Here is a 19,142-nt window from a genome sequence, read left to right as displayed (position 1 = left end):
TTTGTCTAAAACTGCAATCGCATATGCTCCAATCACTTCATTCAAAGCTAAACGAACTGCATCAGTTAAATTTAAGTTCTGTTCTTCTTGAAATAATTGAATAAAGTTTACTAAAACTTCTGTATCCGTATCACTATGAAAAACGTACCCTTTGTCTTTTAGTAATTGTTTGATTGATTCATAATTTTCGATAATTCCGTTATGAACCAATACCAAACGTCCATTATTAGACATATGAGGATGAGAGTTTACATCATTTGGAACACCATGTGTTGCCCAACGTGTATGCCCAATTCCTAAATGAGGTGTTTTATCTAAATTTGCTGATTTATCTTCTAAATCTGAAACTTTTCCTTTTGTTTTTACCAATTCAAAATCGGTACCAGTAGAAAGAACTAAACCTGCACTATCATATCCACGATATTCTAGTCTTTTTAGTCCATTAATAATAATTGGGTACGCTTCGCGATGTCCAATATATCCTACAATTCCACACATAATATTTTATAGTATTTTAGTTAAATTCGTTAAATATAATACGCCCTATTTTTGAGAGTAATATACCAATAATTTCAGCTTTTTATCCGCTACTTCCGAATTATTTCCATGTAAAACAATTCTGTATGGATTATAAGCTCTATCATTTTGATAAGGATTTGTACTATTAATCGTAGTTGCATCGCTAACAGATGTTATAAAATTACCTATTGTAATAAACATCGTTTGATCTTTAAACTCATTTCCTTTCTCTAACATGCTTTTTAGATGTTTCGTGATATCAATTGTATAATAATCCGTATCTCCTTTTACAATAGGATTAAAGTGAACTGATGTAGGGTATGAATTATAGAATTCTAAAACGTCTGCATACAATTCATTTATAACTTTATCATCTTTTTTGTAGTTATTCCAAGCTACTAAATAAGGCGGTTTTGGAAAACTAGTTGAACCATCAATATAGAATTTTAATTTTGCTCCAAGAATCACAATATTACTTTTTGTCATCTCAGATTTTAATTCATCTAATTGCGTTTGATTGAATTTTAATTTTGCATAATTTCCACTCATTCCGCTTAAATACAATCTCGCGTCACCATTCACTTCATCGGGTTTGATTGTAGAATAAGTAGAACCTACTGCATTATTCACAATTTGAGAAGCAATAATATTGGCATTATTTGCAGTACCAGAATTCCACTGATTTGTCATATCAAAAGCATAAGTAGCACTCAAACGTTCTTTATAATTTGTGTCTGAACTTGTTTTTGCTGTCGGATTTTTATATGAATAATACATCTTCAAGTCAATTTTATTTGGATTAAAATTGACAATAAATCCATTTGATTCTTCAACAGAAAACTCTAAACCTTTGATATTTTCACGAATAAATGTTGCGTAATCAGAAAGTAATCCTGTTTTTGAATTTTTAATAATTTTTTCGTCAAAATAATCTGGATCTAAAGAAACTTTGTAACCAGGAACAACCTCAGAAATATTAGAAGTTCCAGTTTTCTGTTTAACAACTTTTCCTGTTACTGTTTTTCCAATTGTTGCTTTTCCGATTACTCTCGAATTAACAGAAATTGGCGACTCAAGTCCACTTAGTGTTGAAAAATATTTTGTGTCTTTATATAAGACCGTATTAATGTCTTTAATTTTCAACGTCATTGTCAAATCCTTATTCCCATACAAAGAGTCTACTGCATACTTTGTTGTAATTTGAATTGTATCTGTATCATTTGGTTTCTCTCCTGGTTTAGAAAGATTGATCGTATCTTTAGAAATTGGATCTTTAGTTGTACTGTAATAAACTGGAATTACCAAATTCACAGAATCTACTTTAGGTTCTGTTCCAAAATCCTGATCACCAGCATTTGAAGACGAAGGTCTAATTTGTGTATAAAACTTAGAAGATGTAGAACCAAAAATTGGTTCGTTGTACACACCAAAAGCTCCATTTTGAAGTACAAATTTATCTGTACGAAGCGTATCAAAATTTGCATTAAAAGCAATAACATCTAAGGATTTTACATTTCCTTCTGCCTCACCTCCAATCACATTGTTATCTAATCCTAGTGTTTCATTCTCACACGAAACAATTGCTCCCATTCCAATCATCATTGCAACAGACACAGAAAGGACATTCAAAAATTTTTTCATTAATCTAAACAGATTTTAATTAGAGTTCATTACTTCCTCAAGATAAAAGTTATTGTAAACTTCTTTTGCTTGTTCTTTAGAACAATAGTCTAATAGAGGAATATTTTGTTGGTTGATATAGTTTTTCACATCTTCTGGAATCATCTCTTCTCCTTTCGCAACTGCATCTGCATATTGTAAAGAAGCTTGAATCATACCCAAATGTGTAGGTTTTTCTAAATATGTTTGTACATCAGCTTCTACTTTATCAAAAGCTAATTTTTTAACTAATTCGTTATCTAATTCTCCTTCAAATCCGTTGTCAAATAAAGAAACAACAACTTTCGCATCTTGAAAGAAAGGATCGTCAGAATAATATTTTTTTAGATACAATGGTACTAAACTAGACATCCAACCCATTACGTGAACAACATCTGGTTTCCAGTTTAATTTTTTTACTGTCTCTAAAACTCCTTTTGCGAAGAAAATTGAACGTTCGTCGTTATCAGAAAATAGTCCATTATGTTCTCCATAAACTTCTTTACGTTTGAAATATTCTTCGTTATCAATAAAATACACTTGTAGTCTTTCTCCTGGAACAGAAGCGACTTTAATGATTAAGGGTTGATCCAAATCATTAATAATCATGTTCATACCTGAAAGTCGTATTACTTCGTGTAATTGGTGTCTTCTTTCGTTAATTGCTCCAAATCTTGGCATAAAGATTCTTACATCTGCACCACTACTTTGCATGATTTTTGGCAAATCTAATGCTTGTGAAGACATCGGATTTTCAGGAAAGTAAGGTACCATTTCTGTTGTTACATACAATATGCGCTTTCCTTCCATAATTTCTACTCTCTTTTCCTAATGAATAATAAGGCACAAATTTACAAAAAAATGTTGATATATTATTTGCTTATAGTAGCTTTGCGAGATATTAGTTTTTTTTTAACAAATCAGTGTTATGGTTATATTTAACGAAAAGGAAAAATTAACTCCCGCAATCGTCGAGTTAAAAAACCAAAACAAAACCATTGGCTTTATCCCTACAATGGGCGCTTTACACGAAGGTCACATGTCTTTGGTCAAAGCTTCTAAAGCTCAAAACGACTACACAATCGTCAGCATTTTTGTCAATCCGACACAATTTAATAATGCAGAAGATTTAGCAAAATATCCTCGAACTGAGGAAAATGATAAAGAATTGTTAATGAAAAATGGCTGTGATTTTGTCTATATGCCTACTGTTGAAGATTTATATGAAACAAATGAAGGTGCAAAACATTACGATTTTGGTACAATAGACCAAGTGATGGAAGGCACTTCTCGCCCTGGACATTTTGATGGAGTAGCTACAATTGTTTGCAAATTATTCAAAGCAGTTCAACCAACAAGAGCATATTTTGGAGAGAAAGATTTTCAGCAAATTCGTATCATTCAAGAAATGGTAAAACAAGAAAATTTAGATGTCGAAATTGTTCCAATGCCAATTCATAGAGCAGATTCTGGTTTAGCATTTAGTTCAAGAAATGCACGTTTATCAACGCAACAAACTTCGGATGCCCCTCAAATTTATTCAATTTTATCGCAAGCTGTAACGCTAAAAAATGAAGGAAAAGATGTTGCTGAAGTAAAAGCTTTCGTCGAAAATGAATTCAAAAATTCACCCTTCGAATTAGAATATTTTGAAATAACAGATGAAGAAACCTTGTTGTCTATCGAACATTTTTCTGAGGCCTATAATATTCGTGGATTTGTCGTTGCCTATGCAGGTGATGTACGTTTAATCGATAATATTCAGTTTTAATTAAATATAATAAATTTCTCAAATCAATAGAAAAATATTGAAACAGGTTTTGAAATTTATAAGTTCAGTGTAACTTTGCAAGATTATGATGGTAGAAGTTTTTCACTCTAAGATACATAGAGTTAAGGTAACAGACGCAAAATTAAACTACATCGGAAGTATTACAATCGACGAAGATTTGATAGATGCTGCCAATATGGTTGTGGGTCAGAAAGTACAAATCGTGGTACAAGAGAATGGCGAACGATTTGAAACTTATATTATAAAAGGTAAACGTGGAAGTGGCGAAATCTGTCTGAATGGACCTGCAGCGCGTAAAGTACAAGTTGGTGACACAGTTATCATCATTACGTATGCGATGATGGAGTTTGAGGAAGCCAAAACATACGAACCAACAATTGTTTTCCCTAACGAGAACAATCGTTTAGATTAAGAAATTAATTTTCAACAATTTATATGAAGAGTAAGATCAAACAATCGCTCTTCTTAATCACTGCTTCATTGTTAGCCGTATTTTTTGTCGTGGTAACAGTGAAGCAAATTGATTTCGAACGAGTTGCAAAAGTTTTAAAACAAACCAATTATTTTTGGATTTTTGCATCTATGGCAATCAGTATTCTCACATATTGGATACGCGCCGCTCGTTGGGATCTTCTTCTAAAGCCAATGGGCTACAACACACAAACCTCATCTGGTTTTTGGGCTATTGCATTTGCATATTTTATGAATTTGACCATTCCTCGAAGTGGTGAAGTGGCTCGTGCAACAAGTTTCTATAAAATGGAAAAAGTGCCGTTTGAGAAATCTTTCGGAACAGTAGTTTTAGAGCGTGTAATTGACGTTTTATTTTTGGGATTATTTTTCGGTTTAACACTTATTTTCAATTATGAAACATTCATCAAATTTGTAGAATTAGGAAACAAAGAAAAAGTACATCAACCAACAGCTGAACCTTCTTTCTTAAAATACTACATCACAATTGGAGTTCTTGTTTTAGGAATTGGATTAATCGCTATTTTCTGGAAAAAAATTAGTCAATTAAAGTTTTTTGAAAAAATCAAAACCTTTCTATTTGGACTTTGGGAAGGTATAAAATCAATCTCGAAATTAGAAAAAAGAGGCTTATTCATTTTTTATTCTTTCGCACTTTGGATTTGTTATTTCCTAATGACTTTCCTTGTTTTCTTTGCTTTTCCAGACACCAAAAATTTTAGTATACTAGAAGGTTTATTTCTATTGATTGCGGGATCTTTAGGAATGATTTTGCCTGTTTCAGGCGGTTTGGCTTATCCATATATTATGTCGATTGCATTTTCGGCCGTTTATTTAGCAAAAGGCGGAGATCAGCACGAAGGACGAGCAATTGGCGATTATTTTGGGTTAATTCTTTATATAGCTCAAGTTGTATCGATGATTAGTTTTGGATTGATTGCTATTTACAAAATCGCACGAATTCGACGAGATTCTACACAATAATCTCATACCTCCAAAACTACGATTCCAAAGCTTTACCATTTTATTGATTTCCCAAGGATTTATTTTATAACTTATTTTCATAACAAAAAAGAAAATAAGATTGACAAACAATACAAAAAGTAATTCCATAGCTAATAAGTTTCATTAAATATACATTTTATTTCTTTATCATTTCCAAATATTTAGGCGCTTGTTCTTCTAAAATTTCTGTAATCTTATCGTATTTATTTTCTTTTACGAGTTTCTCTAATTCAAAATTCGCATAGCAATAACGCACATAATCAGTGACTTTATTTTCGGGAATATTCAATGTTTCGATGAAATAATTTGAGGTGAAATAATTCTCTAAATCCTTGATTTTATCTACCTTTTTGAAATATTCGTTTTGTTTTTTATCTTTTTTCTTTTGTCCAGAAATAGTTGCTATCCAATTCGACGGATCCAACAATCCATTATTATTAATTGTAGAAGTCATGTTAGGATTTATCTTTCGGAAACGCAAATTTGAATTAAAACCCAAGTTCAAATTATCATACAATTCATCTACTTTTCCGTGTTCTAACTTGATGTTATTCTTAAAATTTCTGTCCAACGTATTAATTCGCGCTTCAGCAAGTTCAATCGTTTCAATATTCAAATGAATCGTCAGCATTCCTTTTACTAAAATATCCGATGTAATTTTGATTTTTCGTTCGATATAAAAATCATGTGTAATCACCAATTCATCTCCCACAGAAGCTTTAATTGAAAACATTCCGCTCGCATTTGTAAACGTTTTCGCATTCGTCGATTCGTTTGTCACCAAAATATTGTCTACCGCATCTTGCCCAGCAACACCATCATCAATCACTACTTTTCCAGTAATCAAGGTTGTTTGCGCAAATGTAAAAACGCTCAACAAATTCAATAATATAATGTAATTTATTCTACTCATTTTTCTTCATTTTTGCTAAATAAATCGGCGCTTGTTCTTCAATTATAAAAAGAATTTCATCAAAATTATTATCTCGCAACAATTTCGGAAAATCAAAATTTGAATAACAATAATCTAAAAACTCGTTTATTTTTCCTTCTGGAATTTTCAAATCATTCACAAAATAATATGTCGTAAAAAATTTATGCAACGCCGATAATTGATCTTCTTTCACAACTTTTATTGGACCTGGATTTTTCATTCGTTTTTTTGGGTTTTTGAACAAATCAAATACCCCTTTTAGATTAACTCCTCCAACCTGTTTAATCGTTCTATTGACTCTTTCTTCATCATGTTTAAGATTCAGTTCCGCTTTAAATTCTAGAGAAGTAAAACCCGCTTCATCATTCAATTTTTCTTGAAATGATTTTTCTTTTCCCAAATTTTTGAGCGAATTTTTATCTAATTTCGAGATATTCGCTTCTTTCAATTCTATCACTTCAATATTAACATGAATCGTCACAAAACCTTTCGTAATCATAGTTTCCGAAACTTTCAATTTTCTTTCTTCGATTCCCGTATGTTTTATTAACAATTCATCATTCAAATTCACATTTATCGAAAATAAGCCAACATTATTTGCTTTGGTTCTAACTTTAGTCGTTAAATTTTCAATCGAAGTTCCTTCCAAATCAATAACTTCTTCTGCATCATCCACAATAATTTTTCCTGTGATTAAAGTGCTTTGTGCTTGAAGGCAACTTGATGAAATGATTAATAAAAAGAATAAAAATTTACTCATGTTCGATTGTTTTTTGGTTGATAGTAGAAAGATAATTTGGTGCTTGTTCTTTTAAAATTTGCTTTATTCTATTGAAATTTTTCTTACGAATTAACTTGTCAAAATTATTTGAATAATAACATGTTCCAATAAAATCTATAATTTGATCCCTCGAAAGTTTCAACTCTTTGATAAAGAAAGTTTCACCAATAACACTTTTCAAATCAATAATTTTCTCATAAGTAGAAATCCTTTTTTTATCTAAAATTCCTTTTCCATTTGGCGTTTTAAATAATTTTACGATTTCTAATAAATTGCCTGCATATGGATTATCTTTTCGATGAAATGTCGCCCAATTATGTCTCTCAACAACAGTTTTTTGAAACTCCTTATCATTAACACCAGTCGCATCAACAATTTCTTTAGAAGCAGATTTATTTTTTCCTAATTTGTTAAGCTTGTCTATATTTAATTTCGAGATATTCGCTTCTTTCAACTCAATTACTTCAATATTTACATGAATCGTCACAAAACCTTTCGCAATAATGCTTTCCGAAACTTTCAATCTTCTTTCTTCGATTCCCGTATGCTTGATTAACAATTCATCATTCAAATTCACATTTATCGAAAATAAGCCAACATTATTCGCTTTTGTTTTGGTTTTTGTCGTTAAATTTTCAATCGAAGTTCCTTCCAAATCAATAACTTCTTCTGCATCATCCACAATAATTTTTCCTGTAATTAAAGTGCTTTGTGCTTGAAGATAACTTGATGAAATGATTAATAAAAAGAATAAAATTTTACTCATTTTCGATTGGTTTTTGGTTGATAATAGAAAGATAATTTGGCGCTTGTTCTTCGAAAATCAAACTAATTTGATCATAATTATTTGCTTTTAAAAGTGGTTCTAACTTAAACTCAACAAAGCAATAATGAATAAAATCAAGAATATTTCCTTTTGGAATTTTCAAATCATGCTCAAAATAATATTCGGTGAAATAATCTTTGAGCTGAATGATTTTATCATATTTATCAAGGTTTTTCTTTTTCAGAAAATGTTTATACGTCTGCACTTCTTTGTCCGAATATTGCTCTATCAAACCCATCACATTTTCATAACGAATGGGAACTCTTAATTTTCGAAGATATTCCGAAGCAAAATAGGCTTTCACCATATCATTTTTAAACTCTTCATTAATACCTAAACTTTTATTGATTTTTTCGCTTTGCGTTTCTTCTTTGCTAATATTTTCTTTCCAATTCTTTTTAAGCGGTTTTATTTTCGTTTCGGATAATTCTATCACTTCAACATTTAGATGAACGTCTATAAAACCCTTTCTAATCATTGATTCAGAAATCTTAAGCTGACGTTCTTCAATTCCAATTTGTTTGAAAAGTAAAACATCGTTTGGCTGAACTCGAATCGAAAAAAGACCTTTTTCATTTGATTTTGTTCGTGCATTTGACGTTAAATTTTCGATTACAAAATCATCAAGATTAACGATTTCATCCGCATTATCTACCATAATTTTCCCCGAAATTAAAGTCGATTGTGCATTGGCAGAAATACAAAAAATATAAAAAAAGCTAAGAAGTAAAGTTCTTTTCATTGGCATTTTAAAACATGATTAAAAATAATCGAGAAAATGATTGAAAATCAATATTTAACTCAACTTTATCTAAAGTTGATAATTTGTTAAAAAAGTAAATTATTATTAACGTTTTTTAGTTGTTGTATTAAAATTTTTCACACTTATAACTCCATATCTTGTCGCGATAAAACATTATTTTTGTCTAAATTTGAAACTATGGCTAAAACAAAAACTACATATTTCTGCCAAAACTGTGGCACGCAAACCGCGCAATGGATGGGACAATGCAAAAGTTGTGGCGAATGGAATACCATTGTTGAAGAAATTGTAGACAAAGGCGACGAAAAAAAATCGTGGAAAGATAAATCGGACAAAAAAGAAAAAACTTTTGCCCTGAATATTCGCGAAATAAATCCATTAGGAGAAATAAGAATTTCAACGAAAAACCAAGAATTAGATAGGGTTTTAGGAGGCGGAATTGTTCCTGGATCAGTGATTTTGGTTGGTGGAGAACCTGGTGTTGGAAAATCGACATTGATGTTGCAAGTTGCCTTAAAGTTAGATACGATTAAAATCTTATATGTATCTGGAGAAGAATCTGTTTCGCAAGTAAAACTTCGTGCCGAACGAATCGGAATTGAATCGGATCAATGTTTTATTTTACCCGAAACTAATACGCAAAAAATATTTGCGCATGCCAAAGAAATTCAACCTCAACTGATTGTTGTCGATTCTGTACAAACGCTTCAAACCACTTATGTAGAATCATCTCCAGGAAGTATTTCGCAAATTCGAGAAACAACTTTTGAGCTGATTCAATACGCAAAAGAAACCAACACACCGATTATTTTAATTGGTCATATTACGAAAGAAGGTGTAATTGCTGGACCAAAAATTTTGGAACATATGGTAGATGTTGTGTTGCAATTTGAAGGCGATCGCAACCATATTTACCGAATTTTACGTGCAAACAAAAACCGTTTTGGCTCGACTGCAGAAATCGGAATTTATGAAATGCAAGGAGCTGGTTTGCGTGAAGTCACAAATCCGTCAGAAGTATTAATTACCAAAAAAGATGAATTACTAAGCGGAAATGCAATTGCAGCAACTTTGGAAGGTGTTCGCCCGATGTTGATTGAAATTCAAGCTTTAGTTTCTACTGCTGTTTATGGAACTCCACAACGTACTGCTACTGGTTTTGATGCCAAACGATTGAATATGTTGTTGGCAGTTTTAGAAAAACGTGCTGGGTTCAGACTGAATATGAAAGATGTTTTCTTGAATATTACAGGCGGAATTCGAGTGGATGATCCTGCAATTGATTTAGCTGTTATTGCGGCAATTCTTTCGTCAAGCGAAGATTCTGCTGTTCCTGATAATTGTTGTTTTGCTGGAGAGGTTGGGTTGAGTGGAGAAATAAGAGCTGTAAATCGTGTTGAACAACGCATTACCGAAGCTGAAAAATTAGGTTTTGATGCAATTTTTGTTTCAAAATACAATAAAATAAAAGATACAGATTTTGGAATTCGAATCGTTAGAATATCTAAAGTTGAAGATTTATATCGAATGTTATTTCAATAGAATATTAAATATTTTATAAACACTTGATTTATACATTATTTTTTCTATTTTTATTCGAAACTAAAAACACTCTAATTATGGATTATTCTAACCAATCTACTCAAGATTTTAATCAACCACAACAATCTTCTTTTGAAGAAATTAAACCAAAACCAGAAAACAACCTTGTTTTAGCAATCATTGGTACTGTTTTAGGGCTTTGTTCTCCTTGTTGCATCGGTACTATTGTGGGTATTATTGCAATTGTTTTTGCAAATCAAGTGAATACAAAACACAATATTGGCGATTATACAGGTGCTGAACAAGCAGCTAAGAATTCTAAATTATTAGCTTATGTTGCAATTGGTTTAGGCGTAATTGGTGTTATTATAAATGTTGTGATGTTAATTACAGGAGGTATGGATGCTTATATGGAGCAATATAAAAGTATTTTAGAAAGCTCTAACGGAAATTAATCATATGATAAAACGGATTTTGGTTTATGGATTAGCTACGCTTTTGCCTATTTTGGTAATCGTCTATTTTTATAGTTATTACAGCAACCAAAGTCCGTTTTCTATCAAATGTATATTTCATGAAATAACAGGATTATGGTGTCCTGGCTGCGGCGGTCAACGTGCTTTTTCCTTGCTAGTTCACGGACATTTTTTACAATCGTTACGCTACAATCTTATTTTACCATTTGCACTTTACATTTGTATACAATTGTATTATGCTATTGTTGGAAATATTTTTTTAGGCAAACCAATGTCAGGCAAATTACATCTTCCCGCAAGTTTTGCGCGAAATTTCTTAATCTTCCTTTTGATTTATTCTATTTTAAGAAATATTCCTCTTTCACCTTTTATATATTTGGCTCCAGAAAGTTAGAAATATGGGATTAGATAATGTTGAATTAATCATGGAATTTGAAAATCATTTCAAAATTCATTTTAAAGATGAAGATATTCAAAAAGTAAGTCGAGTTGGGGAAATTTCAAACCTAATTTGTCAAATGATTGATGTTACTTCCGAAAACAAAGAAGAATTTAATTCACTTTACATAACGTTTCAAAATTACTTTGGACATCATATTCAACTAACGGATAAAATATCTAATTACTTACAAGTAAATAACTTCCAAAAGTTAAGTGATTTTTTAAATCTAAAAATTAAAAATTTCACGAATCTATTAAAATATGTTTTCTTAGATTATCATTTTATAAAATGGGAAAATCTTACTGTTGAAGAATTTATCAATGCAATATTAATTACAAATTGTAAACATCTTTTTGATAATAATTTACCTAAAAATCGATATCAAGTTTATTTAATTGTAGGAAGTATTATTTTGGACAGAAAGGCTGTCCTGTTTATGATATACAACCATATGCAAGTATTACAAAAGATTTGCGAATTGATTAAATAAAAAAATCAGAGAACTATTCCTCTGATTTCTTATTTGTTGTTCGTGGATTTTGACGCTCCTCGCCTTCTTTCAATTCTCCTCGACGTATTCTATTTTTGTCCGAATCTTTGTTATCATTTGGTAAAGAAACTGGTTGATTTGTCTCTCCTAAAACCCATGTTTCGGTCGCATCCCACATCGCTCTAATTTTGATTGGCTCTGGATACAAATAAATTGGTTCGGGTTGTTTACCTGATAAATAATCGCCTGTATCCCATTTTCCATTTTCGTTTTCATCAACCAATAAACGGAACAAATATTCTCCTGGCTCAATAAAATTGAACTCAAAATAGTTTTTATTTGCTGGATTATAAATTTCTTCAATTACTGTAAAATCTTTATCAGTCTTTAAAAACTGTAGGATAAATGGTTTGCTTGGAGTATTTTGTAGTGTTAATTTCAAATGTCCAAAATCGCCTCTCGTTCCCATTTTTATTGGATAAGCAAGCGTATCATTCTTCTCTCCTAACACATCTGTCAACGCATTTGGATAAATATTAACTTCAAATTTTTCGTCTAAATTTTTCTCAAAAGCAAAATTCAAGTTCTGAGCATTCACTGTATCAATCGAAACTTTGAATGGAATTGAAACTGTATCTTTAAACACATAAATTTTAGATAAATCCAATGATTTTATTGGTGCATTTGCCTGAATTTTAAATGGTTTATTTGGTGGTAATTTTTGATCATTTAATGCTTTAAATTCTAATTTTCGTTCTGTATTCGATTTTGAATATAATGCACTTACTTCATCAATTTGATCTTTATGTTGAACCTTGAAATTCAATTTTGCACTTCTTCCTACAATTGTATCCACCTTTGGATTGAACCAAAAATTAATCGAATCTTGTTTTGGAAACTTCTGAATATAAGCTGTTTTAAATTCTTTTCCAACCGGAGTTATCGTTACATCATCCGTTGCGCCAGTCGTTTTAAAAACAATTAAACCTTCTTGTTTAAAACTCGCTTCGGGTTTACGATAAGCTGGTTTTTGATTGAATAAATTCAAGTTGATTTGTTGATTCGCATTCAACTCAATTGGTTCGTTATAAAAAGCCAAACGCTCTTTCCCATAATCGTACATCACATTTTCTACCTTATCCTCAAAAGCAATCAATTTATATTTGCCCGAAGCCAAATAATTTAATTGATATTCTCCTTTATCATTGGCTCTCGCAATATAATATGGTTTCTTTTGCAGAATAATGCTGTCTTTGTAAGCACTGTCTACTTTATATAGCCCAACCAATATCTTCTCTGGTAACTTGAAATCATAAGACGCATTTACTCGACCTGTCACCTTCAACGAATCAATAAAACTACCTGTCGAAAAAACATATTGAAAGTTTGACAACTTATTATTTTCGTTAAAATCTTGAATCGCATCACCAAAATTGAAACTATACGTCGTGTTTGGTAACAATGGTTCTTGAAATTTAATCGAAATATTTTTCTTCGCTAAAGCTTGCGGCGTCACAATTGGCGGAATTTGAAACGATGGCGAAACAACCACATTTTTGCTGTACTCTTTTAGAAGAATATACTCATCAAAGTTGATTATTGCCTCTTGCAAATTGACATCTACATTTGTTGCCAACGTATCTGGATCAGCTTTTAGGAAAACTGGCGGAGTTTCATCTTTAGGTCCTCCCGTTGGTGAACCTTGTCTTGCACAAGAAATAACCGTCAAAATGGTTAACATCAAAAGCGAAAAACGTGTCGTCTTATTCATGGGCGCAAGTTAAGAAAAAGCTTGTTATTAAGCACAAGCAATGGTAATTACACTTATCTTAAAATTTTGAGAAAGATTAAACTTTTTTATTGCTGATGCAATCGTTGCGCCAGTTGTTAACACATCATCAATCAATATATAATGTCCAGGTTTAAGATTTGGATTGATTTCAAACGCATCTTTCAAATTTTCTAATCGATGTTTTTTGTCTTCATTTACTTGAGAAGAATTGTATTTTGTTCTAATTAATCCGTTCGAAAAATAATTGATTTGATTAATTTCAGCCAACGCGAGCGCAAAATCTTCGACTTGATTGTAGCCTCTTGTTTTCAATCTTTTTGGATGCAAAGGAATCGGAATAATTCCGTCATAATCACTCAAATCAAACTTAATCATCTGCGCTAAATCAATTCCAATTTCTGGGCGATTCCTATATTTCATTTCATGTAAAATGGCTTGCGTTGTGTTATGATGTTTAAATTCTAACAAAGAAAAGGCATTTTCCACCTCGCAAAAATTTCTCAATTTATCATAAGCGCGATTATTTTGATCAAAATTAAAATGCGTAAAAACAAGTTTGGTTGAGCACGAAACACACAGAAATTGCGAAGGTTGAATGACGTCTTGACAATCCAAACAACGCATCGGAAAAAATAAATCAACCAAAGAATTTACGATTGTTTTGATTTCCATTACCTTTGCAAATTAAAGTTTAGTACTAAATTTAATGAAAATCATTCGACTTACAAAAGCTTTTACGTTCGAAACTGCACATGCTTTGCATGGTTATGACGGAAAGTGTAAAAATATACATGGACATTCGTACAAATTATTTGTAACTGTGAAAGGAACGCCTTCTGAGGACAGCAACGATGTGAAACTTGGAATGGTGATGGATTTTGGGGATTTGAAAAAAATTGTGAACAAAGAAATTGTTAATCTTTTTGATCACGCAATTTTATTGAACGAAAATTCGCCTCACAAAACATTGGGAGAAAAATTATTAGCAGAAGGACACAATGTTGTTTTTACAGATTATCAACCATCTGCTGAAAATATGATTTTGTGGATTGTGGATAAAATCAAGCCTCTTTTACCAACGAATATCGATTTGGTTGCTTTGAAATTACACGAAACTGAAAATTCTTATGCAGAATGGTTAGCGGAGGACAACCAATAAACATTCAGTTAGAAGCTGGTAAAAAAGCCTATTTTTCTTCGGATCATCATTTTGGTGCTCCGAATGAAAAAGATAGTTTGGTGCGCGAAAAATTGTTTGTAAAATGGCTTGACGAAATAAAAGACGATTGTGGTGTTTTGTTTTTGATTGGCGATTTATTCGATTTTTGGTTCGAATATAAACACGTTGTTCCGAAAGGATTTGTGCGTATTTTAGGAAAATTAGCCGAAATTTCTGATCGTGGAATTCCTATTTATTTCTTTGTCGGAAACCATGATTTATGGATGAAAGATTATTTGGAAGAACAAATCAATGCGATTGTTTTTCGAGATAAACAGGATTTTATCATCAATGGAAAAGAATTTTTTATTGTTCATGGCGATGGAAAAGGTCCTGGAGATAAAGGTTATAAACGCATGAAAAAGGTCTTTACGAACAAAGTTTGTCAATTTCTTTTTTATCTACTTCACCCGGATTTGGCAATGTGGTTAGGAATTACAGTTTCTCGAAAAAATAAAATGATTTCGGGTGATGAAGATGTTAATTTTTTGGGCGTTGACAACGAATGGTTAATCATGTATAGCCGCAAACAATTGCATCGAAAATACTACGATTATCTAATTTATGGACATCGACATTTACCAATGGAAATTGCTATAGGCAAAGCGCGTCATATCAATCTTGGTGATTGGATTAACTACTTTACTTATGGTATTTTTGATGGAAAAGAATTCGAATTAAAAACTTACCTCCGTAATCAAGGAGAAGAATCTCGGGATTCTATCATAAAAATTATAGATTAGCAAGCAAATCATAAAAACCCAAAGAAATGCCTCTTTTAGCCATTCTATTTTGGGTTTGCTTTCGCTAAAATATCTTGTTAACATCAACATTATGCTAAAACCTAAGAAGGCAAGATAAGCGTCATTATTTCCTCCGTAAAGAATATACGTAATCAGCATTGTTCCAAACATAAAATGCATCAACAAAAAGATTCGTTTCTTTTGCGCTGTCAATTTATTCACATTCTTGAAATGATTGATAATTGAATAAATTAGAATAATTGCAATTGGAACTAAAAACAATTGTTTCCATTCGAAATGAACCATTGTAAACATTAATTGTTCTTTATAAAAATCGAACATAAAGTAATAATCGAGCAGAAAACTAACTTGAGCAACGATTAATATTGGAAGAATAAATCCTAGAAAACCTAGAATAGGAATTTTTGGTTCTACAACTCTTAAAGTCAAGAAATAAGTAAAAACTACAATTCCTAAGAAAATAAGTGGCGGACTTAATAGTATTGCAAAACTCATAAAAACGCCTATATCAAAAGCATTGTACGTATCGTTTTTTTCGGACTCAAAATAGAGTAATTGCACTGTTACATAAGTCACAAGCAACAAACTTCCAGCAATTCTATAATCTGATAAACCTGAAATAAAAGGCATTATCCACAAAATGTAAGTAAAAGTTGGGTAGGAAGAAGTCGAAATTAAATCATTTGTATTGTCGATATACCCCACAAAAGCAATCGTCAAAATCGTCAGGATTACCCCTAATTTTTCTAAATTACTCAGATCAATACTGTTAAAATTCGTTGCTCCAAGCAATGTAAACAGCACAATGATAAAAATCTGTATAAAAAAATTCCTTTTGTCAAGTAGATTAACCAACATTTTATTAACTTTGATGCAAATTAAGCAATAAACTAGAATATGGGAGTTATAACTGATTTATTTTTTGCGATTGGTGATATTTTCAAATGGACTTTTGAAAACTTATTATCTCCAATTGGTGTTATCTTTGGATGGTTATTTACATTCATCGGATGCGCATTGATGGGATGGTGGTTATATAAAATCGCTAGCTTTGGAACCGAAAATGAAAAAAGATACGAAAGATAATTTATCTTATATTGTATAAAATATATTTTCGAATTAATTCGAGAAACCTCTTATAAATTTTATAAGAGGTTTTTTTATCTTTTATATAGCATTTTTATCTCCTTTTATTATTAAACCTATCGTTTGATAAATAATCTGTAAATCTAAAAGAAGTGACCAATTACGTACGTAAAAGATATCCGTTCGTATACGATCTTCCATATCTTTATCACAATCTATAGCTCCACGATAACCTTTTACTTGTGCTAAACCTGTAATACCTGGTTTGACATAATTTCTAAGATTATATTTTCTTATAATTTCACTGTAATGTATATCTTGTGATATCATGTGTGGCCGTGGACCTACAATAGACATATCTCCGTTCAGTACATTAAAAAATTGCGGCAATTCATCTAAACTTGCTTTACGAAGAAACTTTCCAATTTTTGTAATTCTATTATCGTTAACTACTGTAGCTTTAATGGAATTTGTTCCATCATTACGCATTGTTCTAAATTTATAGCAGTCAAACTCTACTCCATTGATTCCTCTTCTCTTTTGTTTAAAAAATATTGGCCCTTTCGAATCTAACCTAATTAAAATTGCAATTATCGGAAACAACCAACTCATTATAAAAATTAAAACAAAACAAGAAATGATAACATCAAATAAGGATTTGATCAATTTATTTTCCGCTTTTTCTAGAGGAAATTTTTTAAATCTAAAAATTGGTAAAGTATCAATGTATACAACATCTAAACTTATTAATTCCGTGTTCAACGAATAAGGTATATAGCTTACTTTTACATGATGATCTTCGCAAAAGTTAACAATACTTTGTTCTTGTAATGATATAGGTAATCCTAATTGAGATATAAATATTTCTTTAACTTTATTTGATAATAAAACTGTTTCTAATGAATCATTATCAATAATATTATTTGTTTTGATAATTCTATAGCCATAATGTTTTCTATTCTCTATAATCGATTTAAAACGTGGTGTATTACTATTCTCTCCCAAAACAATAACATTCTTTACGTCATTGCCCTTTTGAAAATTATAGCGACTAACCAAAAATACAAGTAATCGTGTAAAGATTAGATAAGCAAATAAAATGAAAACAAAATAAACAATTAACTGATTCGCTAATAGTTCCTCTTTTTTTATTCCAGAAATTGTAAAAATAATCAAACAAAAGAAAAATGTTTGTAACACTATTTTTCGAAGAATTTCTCTAAGAAAATTGACTCTTTTTATAGAATAAAGTTTTACATAATCTGAAATAACAAACCAAGCGAATAATAATAGTAAAATTGCTTTGTAATGAGCGTCGAGTAATTCAGAAAAATAAGGAAGTCTAGCTAACTTAGTATGATAAAAATATTGATATTGATTACAAATAAAAAAAAGTAAACCAAAAAAAATAATCAATGCATCTAAAATATAAAATCCTATCTTTATTGAAAAGTTAAATTTATTAAGATTACCCATTATAAAATTTACGTTATACTTTTTTTATTATTGATTCTACGAAATCTCTCATTTTTTTCTCGAAAACTTCTTGAGAAAAACTTAATGCATGATTCCTCATTAAAGTCTGATCAAACTGTAATTGCTCGAATTCATTTATTGCAAAATCTAAACTTTTTTCAGTTTGTTCATTAAAAAAAACACCTGTTTGTCTATCAATTACAGTTTCCAAAACACCTCCTTTTGCGTAAGCTATAACTGGTGTTCCACATGCTTGTGCTTCTAACGGAGCTATCCCAAAACCTTCTACTCCAACTTGTATAAATGCTTTTGCTCTGCTGATATACTCACCCACTTGTTGTGATTCTAAAAAACCAAAAAAATGGATATTATCTGAGGTAGATAGCTTTACTAGGTCATCTAACTTTTCTCCATCTCCAATAACTATTAATTTCTTTTTATTTTGATTAAATGCTTTTATAACAACATCAAATCTTTTTATTGAAGCCATTCTACCTACAATAACGTAATAATCTGACTTATGTTTTACAAGTTCAAAATTTTCGAAATTAACGGGTGGATAAATTACAATAGACTCTCTATTATATGTTTTTTTTATCCATTGTTGAACAAACTTAGAATTAGAAATTATATAATCAGGTTTCTGAGCTTGTTTAACATCAATTTTTCTAAGAATCAATAATAAAGGATAGAATAGATATTTACTTTTACCAAGATATAAGTCTACTTCGTCCCAGATATAATTTGAGTTTCTCGCCTGAAAATAACTTATATGAATTTGGTCTTTTCGAGTTTTTGTAACACCTTTTGCTATAGAATGAGAGGAAGAAATAAAATAATCAATTTCTGGAGAAACTTTCATTCGGTTTATTACCCAAAAGAAAATGAAGTAAAGAAATCTAAATTTATTTTTTAAATTTCTAAGAAAAGTGTCGTGAACTTGTATATTTTTTTGAGGAAAAATTTCCAAAAACTCCTCTTTTTTCATAATATTAGTCAAAGTATATACCTCGTCAAAAAGAAAAATTTGATTAAGTTTTGCGATTACTCTTTCTGCTCCTCCATATTTATCAAGCCAATCAATAATTATAGCTTTTTTCATTTA

21 protein-coding genes and 1 pseudogene are annotated in these 19,142 nt (G+C 30.8%); 10 read left to right on the top strand and 12 right to left on the bottom strand.

From position 1 onward, the window contains the following. The 3 genes and pseudogenes from B2X73_RS14125 to B2X73_RS14115 form a co-directional block, all read right to left on the bottom strand. Nucleotides 1-498, bottom strand: a pseudogene (locus B2X73_RS14125) (glutamine--fructose-6-phosphate aminotransferase); the annotation flags it as partial. 45 nt (nucleotides 499-543) lie between these two features. Next, nucleotides 544-2,160: a DUF4270 family protein gene (locus B2X73_RS14120; protein ID WP_291096746.1), complete on the bottom strand. Its 1,617-nt coding sequence runs from the start codon at nucleotides 2,158-2,160 to the stop codon at nucleotides 544-546. 15 nt (nucleotides 2,161-2,175) lie between these two features. Continuing rightward, entirely contained in the window at nucleotides 2,176-2,988 is an 813-nt protein-coding gene (locus B2X73_RS14115; protein WP_291047337.1) for a glycogen/starch synthase, read from the bottom strand. 118 nt (nucleotides 2,989-3,106) lie between these two features. Between B2X73_RS14115 and panC the strand changes: the two genes are divergently transcribed. The 3 genes from panC to B2X73_RS14100 all read left to right on the top strand — a co-directional run bounded on the left by panC (nucleotide 3,107) and on the right by B2X73_RS14100 (nucleotide 5,425). After that, the gene (gene panC, locus B2X73_RS14110; protein ID WP_038336010.1) at nucleotides 3,107-3,949 is read left to right on the top strand and encodes a pantoate--beta-alanine ligase; all 843 of its coding nucleotides are present in this window, start codon (nucleotides 3,107-3,109) and stop codon (nucleotides 3,947-3,949) included. Between the two features lie 85 nt (nucleotides 3,950-4,034). After that, complete coding sequence (panD, locus tag B2X73_RS14105) at nucleotides 4,035-4,382, top strand: aspartate 1-decarboxylase (protein WP_038336011.1); 348 nt, start codon at nucleotides 4,035-4,037, stop codon at nucleotides 4,380-4,382. Between the two features lie 23 nt (nucleotides 4,383-4,405). Next, entirely contained in the window at nucleotides 4,406-5,425 is a 1,020-nt protein-coding gene (locus B2X73_RS14100) for a lysylphosphatidylglycerol synthase transmembrane domain-containing protein (RefSeq protein WP_291059871.1), read from the top strand. Between the two features lie 157 nt (nucleotides 5,426-5,582). Here B2X73_RS14100 and B2X73_RS14095 read toward each other — a convergent pair whose 3' ends face one another. The 4 genes from B2X73_RS14095 to B2X73_RS14080 are packed head-to-tail and all read right to left on the bottom strand — an operon-like array spanning nucleotide 5,583 to nucleotide 8,729. Continuing rightward, nucleotides 5,583-6,359, bottom strand: coding sequence for a hypothetical protein (locus B2X73_RS14095; RefSeq protein ID WP_291096744.1), 777 nt, complete (start codon nucleotides 6,357-6,359; stop codon nucleotides 5,583-5,585). Next, nucleotides 6,352-7,140 carry a hypothetical protein gene (locus B2X73_RS14090; protein ID WP_114998536.1) on the bottom strand — a complete coding sequence of 263 codons (789 nt, stop codon included), beginning with the start codon at nucleotides 7,138-7,140 and terminating at the stop codon, nucleotides 6,352-6,354. The genes B2X73_RS14095 and B2X73_RS14090 overlap by 8 nt, the downstream gene beginning before the upstream one ends. After that, on the bottom strand, nucleotides 7,133-7,927 hold the full coding sequence (locus tag B2X73_RS14085) for a hypothetical protein (protein WP_291087586.1): 795 nt from the start codon (nucleotides 7,925-7,927) through the stop codon (nucleotides 7,133-7,135). Before B2X73_RS14085 ends, B2X73_RS14090 begins: the two co-directional genes overlap by 8 nt. Next, on the bottom strand, nucleotides 7,920-8,729 hold the full coding sequence (locus B2X73_RS14080) for a hypothetical protein (protein WP_291059865.1): 810 nt from the start codon (nucleotides 8,727-8,729) through the stop codon (nucleotides 7,920-7,922). Before B2X73_RS14080 ends, B2X73_RS14085 begins: the two co-directional genes overlap by 8 nt. 198 nt (nucleotides 8,730-8,927) lie before the next feature. Here B2X73_RS14080 and radA point away from each other — a divergent pair, with 198 nt between their 5' ends. The 4 genes from radA to B2X73_RS14060 all read left to right on the top strand — a co-directional run bounded on the left by radA (nucleotide 8,928) and on the right by B2X73_RS14060 (nucleotide 11,700). Then, nucleotides 8,928-10,292 (top strand): DNA repair protein RadA, encoded by a 1,365-nt coding sequence (gene radA, locus B2X73_RS14075; RefSeq protein ID WP_125349136.1) that lies wholly within the window; start codon nucleotides 8,928-8,930, stop codon nucleotides 10,290-10,292. 77 nt (nucleotides 10,293-10,369) lie between these two features. Beyond that, nucleotides 10,370-10,747, top strand: coding sequence for a CD225/dispanin family protein (locus B2X73_RS14070; protein ID WP_114998540.1), 378 nt, complete (start codon nucleotides 10,370-10,372; stop codon nucleotides 10,745-10,747). A 4-nt stretch (nucleotides 10,748-10,751) separates the two neighbouring features. Beyond that, entirely contained in the window at nucleotides 10,752-11,162 is a 411-nt protein-coding gene (locus B2X73_RS14065) for a DUF2752 domain-containing protein (protein ID WP_291059862.1), read from the top strand. Nucleotides 11,163-11,166: 4 nt separating this feature from the next. Continuing rightward, nucleotides 11,167-11,700 (top strand): hypothetical protein, encoded by a 534-nt coding sequence (locus tag B2X73_RS14060; protein WP_291096742.1) that lies wholly within the window; start codon nucleotides 11,167-11,169, stop codon nucleotides 11,698-11,700. A gap of 13 nt (nucleotides 11,701-11,713) precedes the next feature. Here B2X73_RS14060 and B2X73_RS14055 read toward each other — a convergent pair whose 3' ends face one another. Both B2X73_RS14055 and B2X73_RS14050 read right to left on the bottom strand, forming a co-directional pair. Next, nucleotides 11,714-13,471 (bottom strand): Ig-like domain-containing protein, encoded by a 1,758-nt coding sequence (locus B2X73_RS14055; RefSeq protein ID WP_291077990.1) that lies wholly within the window; start codon nucleotides 13,469-13,471, stop codon nucleotides 11,714-11,716. 27 nt (nucleotides 13,472-13,498) lie between these two features. Beyond that, complete coding sequence (locus tag B2X73_RS14050; RefSeq protein WP_291077988.1) at nucleotides 13,499-14,164, bottom strand: ComF family protein; 666 nt, start codon at nucleotides 14,162-14,164, stop codon at nucleotides 13,499-13,501. Between the two features lie 34 nt (nucleotides 14,165-14,198). On the opposite strand from B2X73_RS14050, the gene queD reads away from it, so the two are divergent. Both queD and B2X73_RS14040 read left to right on the top strand, forming a co-directional pair. After that, on the top strand, nucleotides 14,199-14,651 hold the full coding sequence (gene queD, locus B2X73_RS14045) for a 6-carboxytetrahydropterin synthase QueD (RefSeq protein WP_291077986.1): 453 nt from the start codon (nucleotides 14,199-14,201) through the stop codon (nucleotides 14,649-14,651). Then, nucleotides 14,627-15,454, top strand: a complete 828-nt coding sequence (locus B2X73_RS14040; protein ID WP_291059859.1) for a UDP-2,3-diacylglucosamine diphosphatase — start codon at nucleotides 14,627-14,629, stop codon at nucleotides 15,452-15,454. Before queD ends, B2X73_RS14040 begins: the two co-directional genes overlap by 25 nt. Here the strand turns inward: B2X73_RS14040 and B2X73_RS14035 are convergent. Next, nucleotides 15,389-16,279, bottom strand: coding sequence for a DUF6427 family protein (locus B2X73_RS14035; protein ID WP_291077984.1), 891 nt, complete (start codon nucleotides 16,277-16,279; stop codon nucleotides 15,389-15,391). The two genes, B2X73_RS14040 and B2X73_RS14035, sit on opposite strands and share 66 nt — an antisense overlap. A 93-nt stretch (nucleotides 16,280-16,372) precedes the next feature. Between B2X73_RS14035 and B2X73_RS14030 the strand changes: the two genes are divergently transcribed. Further along, a complete protein-coding gene (locus B2X73_RS14030; RefSeq protein ID WP_125349128.1) occupies nucleotides 16,373-16,561 on the top strand; it encodes a hypothetical protein in 189 nt (62 codons plus the stop codon). An 81-nt stretch (nucleotides 16,562-16,642) separates the two neighbouring features. Here the strand turns inward: B2X73_RS14030 and B2X73_RS14025 are convergent, their stop codons facing one another. Both B2X73_RS14025 and B2X73_RS14020 read right to left on the bottom strand, forming a co-directional pair. Further along, entirely contained in the window at nucleotides 16,643-18,037 is a 1,395-nt protein-coding gene (locus tag B2X73_RS14025; protein WP_291096740.1) for an exopolysaccharide biosynthesis polyprenyl glycosylphosphotransferase, read from the bottom strand. A 13-nt stretch (nucleotides 18,038-18,050) separates the two neighbouring features. Then, nucleotides 18,051-19,139: a glycosyltransferase gene (locus B2X73_RS14020; RefSeq protein WP_291071722.1), complete on the bottom strand. Its 1,089-nt coding sequence runs from the start codon at nucleotides 19,137-19,139 to the stop codon at nucleotides 18,051-18,053. Between the last annotated feature and the right edge of the window lie 3 nt (nucleotides 19,140-19,142).

Origin of the sequence: Empedobacter sp. UBA7252, assembly GCF_002472765.1 — a bacterium.
Taxonomy (GTDB): Bacteria; Bacteroidota; Bacteroidia; order Flavobacteriales; family Weeksellaceae; genus Empedobacter; species Empedobacter falsenii_B.
The sequence above is the reverse complement of the archived record's forward strand: the minus strand, read 5'-3'. Positions and strand labels throughout refer to the sequence as shown.

Coding starts and splice junctions, on each gene's coding strand:
- B2X73_RS14120 (WP_291096746.1), bottom strand. CDS start 2,160: ATGAAAAAATTTTTGAATGTCCTTTCTGTGTCTGTTGCAATGATGATT.
- B2X73_RS14115 (WP_291047337.1), bottom strand. CDS start 2,988: ATGGAAGGAAAGCGCATATTGTATGTAACAACAGAAATGGTACCTTAC.
- panC (WP_038336010.1), top strand. CDS start 3,107: ATGGTTATATTTAACGAAAAGGAAAAATTAACTCCCGCAATCGTCGAG.
- panD (WP_038336011.1), top strand. CDS start 4,035: ATGATGGTAGAAGTTTTTCACTCTAAGATACATAGAGTTAAGGTAACA.
- B2X73_RS14100 (WP_291059871.1), top strand. CDS start 4,406: ATGAAGAGTAAGATCAAACAATCGCTCTTCTTAATCACTGCTTCATTG.
- B2X73_RS14095 (WP_291096744.1), bottom strand. CDS start 6,359: ATGAGTAGAATAAATTACATTATATTATTGAATTTGTTGAGCGTTTTT.
- B2X73_RS14090 (WP_114998536.1), bottom strand. CDS start 7,140: ATGAGTAAATTTTTATTCTTTTTATTAATCATTTCATCAAGTTGCCTT.
- B2X73_RS14085 (WP_291087586.1), bottom strand. CDS start 7,927: ATGAGTAAAATTTTATTCTTTTTATTAATCATTTCATCAAGTTATCTT.
- B2X73_RS14080 (WP_291059865.1), bottom strand. CDS start 8,729: ATGAAAAGAACTTTACTTCTTAGCTTTTTTTATATTTTTTGTATTTCT.
- radA (WP_125349136.1), top strand. CDS start 8,928: ATGGCTAAAACAAAAACTACATATTTCTGCCAAAACTGTGGCACGCAA.
- B2X73_RS14070 (WP_114998540.1), top strand. CDS start 10,370: ATGGATTATTCTAACCAATCTACTCAAGATTTTAATCAACCACAACAA.
- B2X73_RS14065 (WP_291059862.1), top strand. CDS start 10,752: ATGATAAAACGGATTTTGGTTTATGGATTAGCTACGCTTTTGCCTATT.
- B2X73_RS14060 (WP_291096742.1), top strand. CDS start 11,167: ATGGGATTAGATAATGTTGAATTAATCATGGAATTTGAAAATCATTTC.
- B2X73_RS14055 (WP_291077990.1), bottom strand. CDS start 13,471: ATGAATAAGACGACACGTTTTTCGCTTTTGATGTTAACCATTTTGACG.
- B2X73_RS14050 (WP_291077988.1), bottom strand. CDS start 14,164: ATGGAAATCAAAACAATCGTAAATTCTTTGGTTGATTTATTTTTTCCG.
- queD (WP_291077986.1), top strand. CDS start 14,199: ATGAAAATCATTCGACTTACAAAAGCTTTTACGTTCGAAACTGCACAT.
- B2X73_RS14040 (WP_291059859.1), top strand. CDS start 14,627: ATGGTTAGCGGAGGACAACCAATAAACATTCAGTTAGAAGCTGGTAAA.
- B2X73_RS14030 (WP_125349128.1), top strand. CDS start 16,373: ATGGGAGTTATAACTGATTTATTTTTTGCGATTGGTGATATTTTCAAA.
- B2X73_RS14025 (WP_291096740.1), bottom strand. CDS start 18,037: ATGGGTAATCTTAATAAATTTAACTTTTCAATAAAGATAGGATTTTAT.
- B2X73_RS14020 (WP_291071722.1), bottom strand. CDS start 19,139: ATGAAAAAAGCTATAATTATTGATTGGCTTGATAAATATGGAGGAGCA.